Source organism: Microbacterium sp. T3-8 (assembly GCF_055398145.1).
Map to the genome: position 1 here is coordinate 1,912,281 of NZ_AP027918.1, position 15,310 is coordinate 1,927,590.

A 15,310-nucleotide genomic window follows, 5' to 3' on the forward strand; every position below is an offset into this window, starting at 1 on the left:
CTTCCGGCTCGGGTCGCCCTAGCCGCGGGTGACGCTCGGAACGTGGGGGTCGGTCTGGTACCGGAGCCACAGCGTCGACAGCGCCGGGAGGGTGATCGTCGCCGTCGCCGGACCGCCGTCCTCCACGTGCGCGACGACGACACCGAGATTGCCCGATCCGCGGCCTCCGAACGCCGAGGCATCCGTGTTGAGGATCTCCTCCCACACGCCTTCACGGGGGAGTTCGAGGCGGTAGCCGACGTGCTCGATGCCGGAGAAGTTGCTGATCACGACGACGCGTCCGCCGTGACCGTCGCGGCGCTCGAACGCGATCACGGTCGGATCCCAGCTCGGTGCTCCCAGACGTGAGAACGACGAGGCATCGCTGTCGCGGGCCCACAGCGGCGCCTGCACGCGATACGCCGCGTTGAGAGACGCGACGAAGTCCTGCAGCTGGGCGTGGGACGGCTGGTCGAGCAGCCACCAGTCCAACTCACGTGACTCCGACCATTCGGCGAGCTGACCGAACTCCTGGCCCATGAAGAGCAGCTTCTTGCCGGGGTGGCCCCACATGTAGCCGAGGTAGGCGCGCACGTTGGCGAGCTTGTGCCAGTGGTCGCCGGGCATCTTGGTCACGAGGCTGCCCTTGCCGTGGACGACCTCGTCATGGCTGATGGGCAGCAGGTAGTTCTCGCCGAAGGCGTATACGAACGAGAACGTCATCTCGCCTTCGTGGTGCGCGCGGTACATCGGATCGCGGGCGATGTACTGGAGCGAGTCGTTCATCCAGCCCATGTTCCACTTGAAGCCGAATCCGAGACCGGCATGGTCGGTCGGTGCGGTCACTCCGGGGAAACTCGTCGACTCCTCGGCGATCATCATGATCCCGGGGTGCAGCCGGTACGACGTCGCGTTGACCTCCTGCAGGAACCGGATGGCCTCGAGGTTCTCGCGACCTCCGTGGATGTTCGGCTCCCACTCGCCCTCGTTGCGCGAGTAGTCGAGGTAGAGCATCGATGCGACGGCGTCGACGCGGAGACCGTCTACGTGGAACTCGTCGAGCCAATACAGCGCGTTGGCCACGAGGAATCCTCGCACCTCGGGGCGGCCGTAGTCGAAGATGAGGGTTCCCCAGTCCTGGTGCTCGCCACGACGCGGGTCCGGGTGCTCGTACAGGGGCTGGCCGTCGAAGCGGGCCAGCGCGAACGCGTCCTTCGGGAAGTGCCCCGGAACCCAGTCCATGATCACGCCGATGCCCGCCTGGTGCAGACGATCGATGAGGTACCGCAGATCGTCGGGCGTCCCGAACCGGCTGGTGGGCGCGTAGTAGCCGCTCACCTGATAGCCCCAGGACCCGCCGAACGGATGCTCGGCCACCGGCATGAACTCGACGTGGGTGAACCCCGTCGTCGTCACGTGCTCGATCAACGGCTCGGCGAGGTCCCGATACCCGAGACCGCCCCGCCAGGAGCCGATGTGGACCTCGTAGACGGAGAGAGGCTGCGCGACGGCATGCGTGGCGGCGCGTCGGGTCATCCATGCACCGTCGCTCCAGACATACGACGATGCCGTGACGACCGACGCCGTGTCCGGCGGTACCTCGGCCCACTGCGCCATCGGGTCGGCCTTGAGGATCCACTCCCCGGAGCGCGTACGGATCTGATACTTGTAGCGGGTGCCGACCGCGAGATCGGGCACGAACAGCTCCCAGACGCCGCTGGCGCCCATGGAGCGCATGGCGTGGGACTCTCCGCTCCATCCGTTGTGGTCGCCGATCACGCGCACGGCCGTGGCGTTGGGCGCCCACACGGCGAACGCGACCCCCGTCTCTCCGTCGACGTCGCCGGGATGCGCCCCGAGCACGTGCCAGAGGCGTTCGTGCCGGCCCTCGGCGATCAGATGGATGTCGACGTCGCCGAGGGTGGGCGCATGGCGATAGGGGTCGCCGACGACGGTCTCCTCGTCGTCTCCATAGGCCGTCGCGAGACGGTAGGGCACGGGCGGGCCGTCGTGCTGCGCCTCCCAGATCCCCTGAGCGACGTGGGCGAGGTCGAGTCGCTGGCCGTTGCCGAAGACGGCGGCGACCGACGAGGCGAGCGGTCGGCGCGCACGGATCACCGTGACGGTGCGGTCGGCGCCATCCTTGTGCGGGTGGGCGCCGAGGACGGCGTGCGGGTCGTGGTGGGTGCCCGAGGACACCGCCTGCCACTCGGCGGATGCCGTCAGGTCGTCGATGGAAGTCATGGGCGGTGCCTCACCTTCAGGATGTGCACGGGCTCGGCGAAGGCGTCGAGGCGCACGTAGTTGTGATCCGACCAGGTCCACACCGCTCCCGTGAGCAGATCCTCGACCTCGAACTGCTCACCGAGGGGGACCCCCCAGCGCGAGGTGTCGAGGTGCACGGTGGTCTCGCGGACGGAATGCGGGTCGACGTTGGCGACGACGATCAGCGTGTCGGGGGAGCCGGTTCCGGTGAAAGCAGCATCCAGGTGCTTGCTGTAGACCAGCACGTGGTCGTCGTCGCTCCAGTGCACGTCGAAGTTGCGGAGCTGACGCAGCGCGGGATGCTGTCGGCGGATCTCGTTCAGTCGGCGCAACAGCGGAGCCAGGGACTCGCCGCGGGCCTCGGCGCCCTCCCAATCGCGGAACTTGAACTCGTACTTCTCGTTGTCGATGTTCTCCTCGGACCCGGGACGGGCGACGTTCTCGAGGAGCTCGTAACCGGCGTACACGCCCCACAGCGGTGCGGCGGTCGCGGCGATGCAGGCTCGTACCCGGTATGCCGCGCGCCCGCCGAACTGCAGGTACTCGGTGAGGATGTCGTGCGTGTTCACGAAGAGGTTGGGGCGCATGTAGTCGCTGGTCTCGTGCGACACCGAGGTCAGGAACTCCTCGAGCTCGGCCTTGGTGTTGCGCCACGTGAAGTAGCTGTAGCTCTGCTGGAAGCCCGCGGCGGCGAGCGCGCGCATGACGGCGGGGCGGGTGAAAGCCTCGGCCAAGAAGATGACGTCGGGGTCCTGGGCGTTCACGGTCGCGATGAGCCACTCCCAGAACTGCAGGGGCTTGGTGTGCGGATTGTCGACCCGGAAGATCTTCACGCCCTGCGCGACCCAGTGCTGCACGATCCGGAGCATCTCGGCGTAGATGCCCGCCGGGTCGTTGTCGAAGTTCAGCGGGTAGATGTCCTGGTACTTCTTCGGCGGGTTCTCGGCGTACGCGATCGTGCCGTCGGGCAGCGTGGTGAACCATTCGGGGTGCGCGGAGACCCACGGGTGATCGGGAGACGCCTGGAGGGCGAGATCGAGCGCGACCTCGAGCCCCTCCTTCTTCGCCGCGCGGACGAATGCACGGAAGTCGGCGGCGGTGCCGAGCTCGGGGTGGATGGCGTCGTGCCCTCCCTCGGCCGCGCCGATCGCGTAGGGCGACCCCGGGTCGCCGGGCTCGGTGGTCAGCGTGTTGTTGCGTCCCTTGCGATTCGTCGTACCGATGGGATGGATCGGCACGAGGTAGAGCACATCGAAGCCCATGGCCGCGACACCGGGCAGTCGCTTCGTCGCGCTGCGGAACGTGCCGCTCTTCACCGTTCCGTCCTTGAGGCGCTTGGCGCCTTCGGAGCGGGGGAAGAACTCGTACCAGGACGCGACGCCGGCGGCGGTGCGGTCGACCACGAGCCGATGGTCCGGCGTCGCGGAACGGAGGGCGGTGACGGGGCGATCGGCGAACGCGCGCGCGAGGTCGGCATCCGTCGACAGCGCCGAGGTCGTTGCGGCGTCCCCGGTGGCGAGGGAGGCCGCCGCGGCGGTCAGCCGCTTGCGCTCTGCGGCCGGACGATCGCGCTCCGTCGCTGCGCGCTGGAGTATCTCGGCTCCGAGCGCCGCCATCACCGGGACGTCGACCCCGGCGGCGACCTTGAGCTCCGCGGCGTGCGCCCACGTCGCGAAATCGTCGGAGAACGCCTCGAAACGGTACGTCCACGATCCCTGGGCATCGAGCGCGATCTCCGCCGCCCAGGTGTCGGTGCCGTCCTCACGGGGAGCGAGTCGGTGCAGGCTCTCGGCGCCGTCCGGTGCGGTGAGCCGGAGATGGACCCCGATGATGTCGTGACCCTCACGGAACGAGACCACGCTGAACGGGACGACCTCGCCGACGAACGCCTTGGGCGGGAACCCACCGGGAACGGAGGGCTGCACGTTCGTGAGCGGGAGTCTGCCGGTGGTCACCCCTTCGGTGATCGGTTCGTCCGCGCGGGGACGCAGGGGGATCTGGGCGGGGCTCCGAAGAGCCGAGGGAGAACTTCCGACGCGTGCAGCCACATCCCGAATGTACCGCTCCGGTCAGACCTCCGATACCGGGTGGACAAGCGCGTCGCGACCCGACATCATTCGACCAGGAAAAGTCGCATCGACGTGCCGGCGACGGGGAGGACGTCACCGGGCGCGAACACCTCACGGTCGTCCGACGGACGCTCGTCCGCGCTGGACCAGAGCGACACGAAGCGGGTGGCGCCCTCGATCTCCTCGGGCAGCCGTACGTCGATCGGGGACTCGGTGCCGTGCACGATCAGGAGGATGCGATTCGCGTCCTCGGCATCCGGAGTGGATGCCGCGACGTACTGGAGCGTGCGGTTGCCCGGATCCGTCCATTGATCGCTCTCCATCGTCTCGCCGTTCTGGTCGAACCAGTCCATCACCGAGGCGTTCGGGATGTGCTCGCCGAGGCGCGCGTACCGGCTCGGGCGCAGTGCGGGGTTCTGCGAGCGCAGCTCGATCAGACGTGCGACGTGCGCCTGCAGGTCGAGCTGCCACGGTTCGTAGTCCCAGGCCAGCCACGTGAGTGCGGAGTCCTGTGCGTAGGCATTGTTGTTGCCCCGCTGCGTGCGACCGACCTCATCGCCCGCGGTGAGCATGGGGATACCGGCCGAGAGCAGCAGCGTGCCGAGGAGATTGCGCATCGCCTTGCGGCGGGCGGAGAGGATCGCGGCATCGTCGGTCGGTCCCTCGACACCGTGGTTGAAGGCGCGGTTCGTGTCCGCGCCGTCGCGATTGTGCTCGCCGTTGGCCTCGTTGTGCTTGACGTCGTAAGAGACGAGATCGTGCAGGGTGAAGCCGTCGTGCGCTGTGACGAAGTTGACGCTCGCGAGCGGCCCGCGCTTCTCGTCGAACGTGTTCGACGATCCGGCGAGTCGCGTCGCGAATCCGCCGATGCCGACCGGCGCGGACGCCCGACGCGCGTAGTCGATGTCGCTCAGCCAGAAGTTGCGCACGCGGTCGCGGTAGCGGTCGTTCCATTCGTGCCACCCGGCCGGGAAGTTGCCGGTCTGCCATCCGCCGAGCCCCACGTCCCACGGCTCGGCGATCAGTTTGGTGTCGCGCAGCACCGGATCGTTCGCGATCGCCGTCAGGAGCGGATGCTCGGGGGAGTAGGTGTGGTCCGCGTCGCGGGCGATCGACGTCGCGAGGTCGAAGCGGAACCCGTCGATCTGCATCTCCTGCGCCCAGTAGCGCAGGGAGTCGAGCACGAGGCGTGCACCGGCATCCGTCGACGTGTTCAGGGTGTTGCCGCAACCGGTCGTGTCGATGTACGCGCCGCTCGCGTCCTGGCGGTAGTAGTTCGCGTTGTCGAGACCGCGCAGGCTGGAGCGGGGCCCGCCGATGCCCTCCTCGGAGGTGTGGTTGTAGACGACGTCGAGGATGACTTCGAGCCCGGCTTCGTGGAGCAGACGTACCATCCCCTTGAACTCCGCGAGGACCGCTTCGGGTCCCTCCTTGCGTGCATCCTCCGAGGCGTAGGCGGTGTGCGGGGTGAAGAAGTTCAGCGTGTTGTAGCCCCAGTAGTTCGTGAGCCCGCGCTCGAGCAGGCGCGGCTCCGGGACGAACGCGTGCACGGGGAGGAGTTCGATCGAGGTGATCCCGAGCGTGTGGAAGTACTCGATCATCGCCGGGTGGGCGAGCCCGGCGTAGGTGCCGTGGAGGGCGGGCGGCACATCGGGCTGTCGCTTGGTGAGGCCCTTGAGGTGGCCCTCGTAGATGATCGTGCGGTCGAGCGGGACACGCGGCTTGCGGGAGTCCCCCCAGTCGAAACCGTCGACGATCACGACCGACCGCCACTCCTCGTACCCGCCGCCCTGGGCGAGGCCGCGGGAGTAGGGATCGAGGAGCAGCGTCTCGGGGTTGAACGTATTGCCCGGTCCGTGCGGGCCACCGACGCGGATCGCGTACCGGGTTCCGGGCTGGAGGAGCGGTGTCGTGACCTCCCACACACCGCCCGGGAGGCGCTCGAGGGAGACCTGGTCGGTCGCCCAGTCGAGATCGGTGGCGTCGAACACCACGAGTTCGACGGAGGACGCATTCTGCGACCAGACGCGCAGCGTGCCGACCCCGTCGTGCAAACGCACGCCGAGATCGTCGAGGGTGGTGCCGCCGGGCGCGGCGAAGACTCGGGTCTCGGGCATGAATACACCCTAGAGTGCTGTGCTCGGGTGTCGGACCAGTGAGAACCGGGTTCCGCGCGCCGATGCACGTCGGAATGGGGGAGAGTGGAGAGATGCACTATCTCGACCACGCCGCGACGACTCCGCTGCGCCCGGAGGCGCGCGATGCCTGGCTCGCCGCGAGCGAGACGATCGGCAATGCATCGTCGACGCACGGCGCCGGACAGGATGCCCGTCGGCTCCTCGAGGAGTCGCGTGAACGGGTGGCCGAGGTGCTCGACGCCGACCCGATCGAGATCGTCTTCACCTCGGGCGGGACCGAGTCGATCAATCTCGCGCTCCAGGGGAGCTGGCGCGCCCGCGCTCAGGGACGCGACGCGATCGTCCTGCCCGACGGTGAGCATCACGCGACCATGGACACCGTGGAATCCCTCCAGAGTGAGGGGGCGGTCGTGCGCCCCGTCGCCCTGACCTCGGCGGCGCTCATCGATCCGGGGCGTTTCGCCGCGGCACTCCCCGGAGCCGCCCTCGCCACCGCGCTGGTCGCGAACAACGAAGCGGGCACGGTGAACCCCGCCGCAGAGCTGGCCTCCTCTGCGGCGGAGGCCGGCGTGCCCCTGCACCTGGATGCCGTCGCCGCGCTCGGCCATCTGCCGCTGTCGTTCCGGCGACTCCGCGGTGACGCCGGAACGGGAGTCGGGCTCGTGGCCCTCAGCCTCGCCGGGCACAAGATCGGAGCGCCGGTCGGCGTCGGTGCTCTGATCGTCGCCCGGACCGCGCGCATGGCTCCGTTGCTCCGGGGCGGGGCGCAGCAGCGCGGCCTCCGCGCCGGTACCCAGGACGTCCCGGGCGCCGCCGCCTTCGCCACGGCTCTCGAGCTCGCCGAGCGTGAGCGTCCTGCCGAAGCGATCCGACTCGGCGCGCTGCGGGACCGGTTGGTCGCCGGCATCCGAGCGCGGGTGCCCGAGGCCGTGCTGCTCGGCGACCCGGTCGATCGGCTCCCGGGCAACGCGCACATCCTCTTTCCCGGGGCGGTGGGGGAGAGTCTGCTCTTCCTGCTCGACACCGCGGGCGTCGCTGCCTCGACCGGGTCCGCGTGTCAGGCGGGGGTCGCGGAGCCCTCGCACGTGGTGCGGGCGATGGGGCGGAGCGAGCAGGATGCGCGGAGCGTCCTGCGGTTCAGCCTGGGACGAACGTCGACGGACGACGACGTCACCGCCGTCGTGGAGGTGATCGGAGACGCCTATCTCCGCGCATCCGGCTCCGGCACAGCCGCACGCTCGTAGACTGGATCCATGCGAATCCTGGCGGCGATGAGTGGCGGAGTGGACTCCGCCGTTGCCGCGGCGCGCGCGGTCGAGGCCGGCCACGAGGTCGTGGGGGTGCATCTCGCGCTCTCGCGTGCCGGTGGCACTCTCCGCACCGGCAGCCGGGGATGTTGCACGATCGAGGACGCCATGGATGCGCGCCGCGCGGCGGACCGGCTCGGCATCCCCTTCTACGTGTGGGACTTCTCGGAGCGGTTCCGCGACGACGTGATCGATGACTTCATCTCGGAGTACCAGGCGGGTCGCACCCCCAACCCGTGCATGCGCTGCAACGAGAAGATCAAGTTCGCGGCACTGTTGGAGCGGGCGATCGAACTGGGCTTCGATGCGGTCTGCACGGGGCACTACGCCACACTCGTGGACGGCGAGGGCGGGCTCGAGCTGCATCGCGCATCCGACAACGCGAAGGATCAGTCCTATGTGCTGGGAGTGCTCACGGCCGAGCAGCTCGCGCACACGTACTTCCCGCTGGGGACGACGCCGTCCAAGGCTCTGGTGCGCGCGGAGGCCGCGGAGCGCGGCCTGAGCGTCGCGCAGAAGCCCGATAGCCATGACATCTGCTTCATCCCCGACGGCGACACGCGCGGCTGGCTGGCCGAGAAGGTCGGCACCGCGACCGGCGAGATCGTCGACCGCAGCGGCGCCGTCGTCGGGTCGCACGAGGGGGCGCACGGCTACACGGTCGGACAGCGCAGAGGCCTGAAGCTCGGCATCCCGGCCGCCGACGGCAAGCCGCGCTTCGTGCTCGAGGTCCGTCCCGTGTCGAACACGGTCGTCGTCGGTCCCAAGGAGGCGCTCGCGATCCGCGAGATCTCGGGCGCGAGATTCAGCTGGGCGGGGGCAGCGCCGACGGCATCCGACTTCGACTGCCACGTGCAGATCCGCGCCCATGCCGAGCCGGTCGAGGCGACCGCTTCCGTCGATGCAGACGGCGTGCGGGTGGTGCCGGTCGTGCCGCTCGACGGCGTCGCCCCCGGACAGACCGCGGTGCTCTACGTCGGTACGCGCGTGCTCGGCCAGTTCACCATCGACCGGACGGTCTCGGCGGTTCCGGTCGACGCCTGAGCGGCGCCCCTCCGAATGTCGGTGCCCGCTCGTAGACTTGCCGGGTGCCCGACATCATCTCGCTCGAAGACGCCCGCACCGAGGCCGAGGAGCTGACCACTCGCATCCTGGAAGCGAAGGATGCCTACTACGGTCGCGATACCTCGCTGGTCGACGACGCGACCTACGACGGGTGGATGCGTCGGCTCGAAGAACTCGAGCGTCTGCATCCCGAGCTGCAGGGTCAGGATTCGCCCACGCAGATGGTCGGCGCGGCCGAGACGACAGGGCTCGCGACGATCGAGCACGCCGAGCGCATGCTCAGCCTCGACAACGTTTTCTCCCTCGACGAGCTCCGGGAGTGGGCGGCGAAGACCCGCGCCTCCGCCGGTCGTGACGTCGCGTGGCTCACCGAGCTGAAGATCGACGGTCTTGCGATCAATCTCCGCTACGAGAACGGCGTCCTCACCTCCGCGGCCACGCGCGGCGACGGACGGGTCGGCGAGATCGTGACCGAGAACGCGCTGCGGCTGCCGGAGATCCCCGAGCGCCTGGACGGCGAAGGGCATCCCGCGATCGTCGAGGTGCGCGGCGAGGTCTTCATCCCGGTGGCCGCGTTCGAGCGACTCAACGCGGCGCAGGCGTCCTTCCGGGAACGCGCCTACTCCGATGCGCTCGCGCGCTGGGAGGCCCGCACCGGTGCGAAGCGCCCGTTCGACGAGGAGAAGGCGCGTACGGCGGCCGCTCGTCGGTTCCCGTCGTTCGCCAACCCCCGCAACGCCGCCAGTGGCGGGCTGCGCCAGCAGATCGACAAGAAGGACGGCCTCGAGCTCGAGGCGGGACTGCTGCGCATCGAATCCCTCGCTCTCTACGTGCACGGCATCGGCGCCTGGCAGAACCCGCCGGTCGCGGCTCAGAGCGAGGTGTATGAGCTCCTCTCGACCTGGGGCCTCCCGACGAGCCCGCACACGAAGGTCTGCGCGAGCATCGACGAGGTCACCGGCTTCGTGGAGTACTTCGGCGAGCATCGTCACGACATCGAACACGAGCTCGACGGCATCGTGGTCAAGGTCGACGAACTCGAACTCCACGACGAGCTCGGCGCGACGAGCCGGGCGCCCCGGTGGGCGATCGCCTACAAGTACCCGCCCGAAGAGGTGCAGACGAAGCTGCTCGACATCGTCGTCTCGGTCGGGCGTACCGGGCGCGCCACACCCTTCGCGGTGATGGCCCCGGCGCAGGTGGCGGGTTCCGTCGTGCGCCAGGCCACGCTGCACAACAAGGACGTGGTCAAGGCGAAGGGCGTGCTGATCGGAGACACGGTCGTGCTCCGCAAGGCCGGCGACGTGATCCCCGAGGTGCTGGGACCGGTCGTCGAGCGTCGCGACGGGTCGGAGCGCGAGTTCGTGATGCCGGAGGTCTGCCCCGAGTGCGGCACGGAGTTGCGGGCGATGAAGGAGGGCGACATCGATCTGCGTTGCCCCAACGCCCGCTCGTGCCCCGCCCAGGTGCGCGGTCGTGTCGAGCACATCGGTTCGCGTGGTGCGCTCGATGTCGAGGCGCTCGGTGAGGTGACGGCGGCCGCGCTCACTCAGCCGACCTCACCGGCGGAGCCGCCGCTCGTGACCGAGGCCGGCCTGTTCGACCTGTCGTTGGAGCAGCTGGTCCCGATCGAGCTGTTCGTGCGCGACGCCGAGACCGGCCTGCCCAAGCAGGACGACGACGGCATCGTCAAGACCCGTGCGCCGTTCCGTCGCAACCCGACGGCAGCCGAGAAGAAGTCGGGTGTCGAAGGTCCTCAACCGTCGTCCCAAGCCGTGACGCTGCTGGCGGAGCTGGAGAAGGCGAAGACCAAGGAACTCTGGCGCCTGCTCGTCTCGCTCAACATCCGTCACGTCGGACCGGTCGCGGCGCGCGCACTGGCCCAGTGGTTCGGCTCGCTCGATGCGATCCGTGGGGCGTCTCGCGAGGAGCTGGCGGCCGTCGAAGGAGTGGGCGGGATCATCGCCGACTCCCTTCTGGCATGGTTCGACGTGGATTGGCACGTCGCGATCGTTGATCAGTGGGCGGCGGCGGGAGTGCAATGGGCGACTCCCGGACACCCCGGCCCCGGAGCCGCCGTCTCGGCCGGAGGCGTGCTCGAGGGGCTGACGATCGTGGCCACGGGTTCGCTCGACGGGTACACGCGTGAAGGCGCCCAGGAGGCGATCATCCAGGCCGGCGGAAAAGCGGCCTCGAGCGTCTCGAAGAAGACCGACTTCGTCGCCGCAGGACCGGGGGCCGGATCCAAGCTTGGCAAGGCCGAGGAACTCGGCATCCGCATCCTCGACGCCGCGCAGTTCCACCTGCTGGTGACGGAGGGACCCGAGGCGCTCGGCGAGGTGTCTTCGGCGGAATGAGGCGTTACGGTCCGGTCATCGTCGCTGAGGGCGCGCTCGTCGTGGGTGACCCGGGGCGCGGCCACCTCCGCCTCACGGAAGACGTCGTCGTGCACCGGCACGGGGCCGGAGCAGGCCGGGTGTTCGCGTGGGAGCACCTCTCGTCGGTGCGGCTCGACGTTCCGACGACGGGATTCCGTTACCCGGGGCTGGCAAGCACGATCGGGCTGGGAATTCTCGCTGCGGCGGCGCAGGAGGATGTCGGTATCGGACCGGATGACGGCTCGGTGGAGCTCATCGTCCGCGGAGAGGCGCAGCGCCTCGATCTCGGACGCCACCACGTCGGAGGGTACTGGCGCCCGACGGTCGTCGGCGCTCAACTGCTGCTCGACCAGTTGATCGGTCACCCTGAGCAGCGCCTTCTGCTGGCGCGACCCGAGGTGCTGGTCGATCTCGCGGCGAAGCTCGCGCGGCGCGAGGCCGGCTAGCTCCGCCGCGAGCGCTCAGTTCTTGTGCCGCGGCTTGCGGAACGGCTTCTCCTCGCGGTCGCCACGCGGCGGACGGCTGTCGTCGTTGCGGCGCGGACGATCGTCACGGTCGCGTCGGTCGAAGCGAGCGCCGCCCTCACGCGGCCCGCCGCGTCGCGCACCCGGTCCACGATCCGGCTTGATCTCGATGAGCTGGCCCGAGATGCGTGTGCTGCTCAGCTTCTCGAGAACGGCCGGGTCGAGGTTCGCGGGAAGCTCGACGATCGAGAAGTCGGGGCGGATGTTGATCGCCCCGAAGTCGTCGCGTCCGAGGCCGCCCTCGTTCGCCAACGCGCCGACGATCTGTCGCGGCTCGACACGGTGGCGCCGGCCGACCTCGATGCGGTAGGCGGCGTAGTCGCCACGCCCGCGGCGTTCGGTGCGGGGCTCGCGGGAGTCGCGCGCGTTGCGTTCGCGCGGCGGGCGGTTGTCGGCGGCGACGGCCTTCGCGAGAGGGTCGTCCGCCGGGTCGAGCAGCAGGGGAGTGTCCCCCTGGGCGACGATCGCGAGGGCCGCGGCGACATCGCCCTCGGGGACGTCGTGGTTGCGGACGTAGTGGGCGACCACATCGCGGAACGACTCGATCCGGGCGGCGTCTCCGAGAGCGGCGGTGATCGCGTCGTCGAACCGGGTGAGGCGCGTGGTGTTGACGTCTTCCGTGGTCGGGAGCTGCATCTGCGTCGGCTCCTGACGCGTCGCCTTCTCGATGTGCTTGAGGAGGTAGCGCTCACGCGGAGTGATGAAGCTGATCGCGTCACCGGTGCGACCGGCACGGCCGGTGCGACCGATGCGGTGCACGTAGGATTCCGTGTCGGTCGGGATGTCGAAGTTGATGACGTGGCTGATGCGCTCGACGTCGAGGCCGCGGGCGGCGACATCGGTGGCGACGAGGATGTCGAGCTTGCCGTCCTTGAGCTGGTTGACGCTGCGCTCGCGCTGCACCTGCGGCACGTCGCCGTTGATCGCCGCGGCCGAGTACCCGCGCGCACGCAGCTTCTCGGCGAGCGTCTCGGTCTCGTTCTTGGTGCGGACGAAGACGATCATGCCGTCGAAGTTCTCGACCTCGAGGATGCGGGTCAGAGCATCGACCTTCTGCGCATAGGACACCACCAGGTATCGCTGGGTGATGTTCGTGCCGGTCGCGGTCTTCGACTTGATGCTGATCTCTTCGGGATCGCGCAGGTACTTCTGCGCCAGACGGCGGATCTGCGGCGGCATCGTGGCGGAGAAGAGGGCGACCTGCTTCTCCTCGGGCGTCTGCGCGAGGATCTGCTCGACGTCTTCCGCGAAGCCCATCTTGAGCATCTCATCGGCCTCGTCGAGCACGAGGTACTGCAGCTCGGAGAGGTCGAGCGTGCCCTTGGCGAGGTGGTCCATGATGCGGCCGGGGGTGCCGACCACCACGTGCACGCCGCGGCGGAGAGCCGACAACTGGACGCCGTAGCCCTGGCCGCCGTAGACGGGCAGCACGTGGACGCCCTTCATCTTCGAGGCGTACGACTCGAACGCCTCGCACACCTGGAGCGCGAGTTCGCGGGTCGGGGCGAGCACGAGGGCCTGCGGCGTCTTCTGCGAAACGTCGAGACGCTCGAGGACGGGCAGCGCGAAGGCCGCGGTCTTTCCCGTGCCGGTCTGCGCCATGCCGACGACGTCGCGACCCGCGAGGAGCGTCGGGATGGTGGCCGCCTGGATGGGCGACGGGGTCTCGTAGCCGAGGTCACGGATGGCTTTGAGGACGGGCCCGGTGATGCCGAGATCCTCGAATCCGGGGGTCGCGGGGGAGTCCTCGGGGGCGTCGGTCAGCACTGCATCTTCAGGGGTCACTTCCCAAGGGTAGCGCCCCGAGGGTGCTGCGCGCCTGTGAGGGCGTCCTCAGGAACCGCTGGTGAGTGCGAGAAGACGTTCCTTGACCTGCCGCCGGAGCACCTTTCCGATGAGGGATTTCGGCAGTTCGTCGACCACGAACAGCCGGCGCGGAACCTTGTAAGGGGTGAGGATCCCCCGCACGAACTCGCGGATCGCTTCGACGTCGACATCGACACCGCCGTCGACGACGATCGCTGCAGCGACCTCTTCGCCGGAGTGCGCGCTCGGAAGGCCGACGACCGCGGCATCGACGATCTGCGGATGCTGCCGCAGCGCGTTCTCGACCTCGGTGGGGGCGACGTTGAACCCGCCCGTGATGATGAGCTCTTTGATGCGGTCCACGATCCGCACGAAGCCGGCGTCATCGATCGTGACGATGTCACCCGTGCGATACCAGCCGTCGGCGAAGACGGCATCCGTCTCCTCCGGCTTGCCGTAATAGCCCGAGAAGACCTGCGGACCGCGCACGACGAGCTCGCCCGCCGATCCGGCCGGGACATCGACCGTCGGATTCTCGGGATCGACCACGCGGCACTCGGTACCGGGCAGCGGGAGACCGACGGTGCCGGGCACGCGGTTGTCGGCGACGGGGTTGGCCATGAGCACGGGGGAGCACTCGCTGAGTCCGTATCCCTCGACGAGGAAACCGTGCGTCGCCGCCTCGAAGGGTACGACGAGTTCGTGGGGCAGCGCCATGGCGCCGGAGATCGCGACCTCGATGCCGTCGAGCGAGACGCCCTTCTGGTTCGCCGCCGTGAGCAGGCGATCGGCGATCGGCGGCACGAGGGGCAGGAACGTGGCGGGGTGTTTCTTCATCGCGTCGAGCACGAGATCGGGATCGAACTTGGGGAAGAGCACGAGGCGCGCACCCATCGACATCGCGAACGTGAGGCACAGCGTGAGGCCGTAGGCGTGGAACATCGGGAGGACGGCGTAGACGACGCATCCCTTGCCGCGCTGGATCGACGGGACCCACGCCTTGGCCTGCGCGGCATTGGCCAGGAGGTTGCGATGGGTCAGCGAGGCGCCCTTGGGGGTGCCGGTCGTGCCCGACGTGTACTGGATGATGGCGAGGTCGTCCGTCGAGGGGCGCGGATGCGACTCGGGGATCGGGCCGTGGGAGACGAGCGACTCCCAGGTCACCGTTCCACGGACGCGAGTGGTGAGCGCCGCGCGGGATTCCCGAGCCTTCGCCACGGGAAGGCGAAGCGCGACTCGGGTGAGGAACGGCATCGCCGTGGTCACGTCGACCGAGACGAGGGTCGACACCGCGAGATCGGACGGGAACTCCTGCACGGTCGAGACGACCTTGTTCCAGACGATCGCATGCTTCGCGCCGTGGTCCTCGAACTGCTTCCGCAGCTCGCGGGGCGTGTACAGCGGATTGTGCTCGACGACGACCGCTCCGAGCCGCAGGACGGCATAGAACGCGACGATGTGCTGAGGGCAGTTTGGCAGCACGATCGCGACGGGGTCGCCCGCGCGCACGCCGAGATCGCGGAGTCCGCCGGCGACACGGTCGATCGCGTCCTGCAACTCGGCGTACGTGGTCTCGCGGCCGAAGAACTGCAGAGCCGGTGCATCGGGATAGTCCCGCACCGACTCGGCGACGATGTCGATCAGGGATCCCGAGACGGGAGCGAGGTCTTCCGGGACGCCGTCTGCGTAGCTGGCGACCCACGGGCGAGGAGGCTGGAACGTACTCACGCGCCCCAGCATAGGGGGAGGGATCGAACGCGCGGAGGCGGCTGTGGAGGA

The 15,310-nt window shown here is 69.1% G+C and carries 9 protein-coding genes; 4 read left to right on the plus strand and 5 right to left on the minus strand.

The window, feature by feature from the left end; translation table 11 throughout:
- Nucleotides 1–18: 18 nt before the first annotated feature.
- The 3 genes from glgB to glgX all read right to left on the minus strand — a co-directional run bounded on the left by glgB (nt 19) and on the right by glgX (nt 6,430).
- Nucleotides 19–2,223 (minus strand): 1,4-alpha-glucan branching protein GlgB, encoded by a 2,205-nt coding sequence (gene glgB, locus ACZ5Y9_RS09055; protein WP_464471173.1) that lies wholly within the window; start codon nt 2,221–2,223, stop codon nt 19–21.
- A complete protein-coding gene (locus ACZ5Y9_RS09060) occupies nt 2,220–4,199 on the minus strand; it encodes an alpha-1,4-glucan--maltose-1-phosphate maltosyltransferase (protein WP_372491553.1) in 1,980 nt (659 codons plus the stop codon). The genes glgB and ACZ5Y9_RS09060 overlap by 4 nt, the downstream gene beginning before the upstream one ends.
- 158 nt (nt 4,200–4,357) lie before the next feature.
- Nucleotides 4,358–6,430, minus strand: coding sequence for a glycogen debranching protein GlgX (glgX, locus tag ACZ5Y9_RS09065; protein ID WP_464471174.1), 2,073 nt, complete (start codon nt 6,428–6,430; stop codon nt 4,358–4,360).
- Between the two features lie 92 nt (nt 6,431–6,522).
- On the opposite strand from glgX, the gene ACZ5Y9_RS09070 reads away from it, so the two are divergent.
- Genes ACZ5Y9_RS09070 through ACZ5Y9_RS09085 form a run of 4 tightly spaced genes read left to right on the plus strand, consistent with a single transcriptional unit; the run spans nt 6,523 to nt 11,647 of the window.
- Nucleotides 6,523–7,695: a cysteine desulfurase family protein gene (locus ACZ5Y9_RS09070; RefSeq protein ID WP_464471175.1), complete on the plus strand. Its 1,173-nt coding sequence runs from the start codon at nt 6,523–6,525 to the stop codon at nt 7,693–7,695.
- A gap of 27 nt (nt 7,696–7,722) precedes the next feature.
- On the plus strand, nt 7,723–8,802 hold the full coding sequence (gene mnmA / locus ACZ5Y9_RS09075) for a tRNA 2-thiouridine(34) synthase MnmA (protein WP_247624695.1): 1,080 nt from the start codon (nt 7,723–7,725) through the stop codon (nt 8,800–8,802).
- Between the two features lie 44 nt (nt 8,803–8,846).
- On the plus strand, nt 8,847–11,180 hold the full coding sequence (gene ligA / locus ACZ5Y9_RS09080; protein WP_247622571.1) for an NAD-dependent DNA ligase LigA: 2,334 nt from the start codon (nt 8,847–8,849) through the stop codon (nt 11,178–11,180).
- Nucleotides 11,177–11,647: a hypothetical protein gene (locus ACZ5Y9_RS09085; protein WP_464471176.1), complete on the plus strand. Its 471-nt coding sequence runs from the start codon at nt 11,177–11,179 to the stop codon at nt 11,645–11,647. Before ligA ends, ACZ5Y9_RS09085 begins: the two co-directional genes overlap by 4 nt.
- A gap of 15 nt (nt 11,648–11,662) precedes the next feature.
- On the opposite strand, the gene ACZ5Y9_RS09090 is transcribed toward ACZ5Y9_RS09085, so the two are convergent.
- Both ACZ5Y9_RS09090 and ACZ5Y9_RS09095 read right to left on the minus strand, forming a co-directional pair.
- On the minus strand, nt 11,663–13,510 hold the full coding sequence (locus ACZ5Y9_RS09090) for a DEAD/DEAH box helicase (RefSeq protein WP_407665532.1): 1,848 nt from the start codon (nt 13,508–13,510) through the stop codon (nt 11,663–11,665).
- Nucleotides 13,511–13,558: 48 nt separating this feature from the next.
- Entirely contained in the window at nt 13,559–15,271 is a 1,713-nt protein-coding gene (locus ACZ5Y9_RS09095) for a long-chain-fatty-acid--CoA ligase (protein WP_464471177.1), read from the minus strand.
- Nucleotides 15,272–15,310 lie beyond the last annotated feature (39 nt).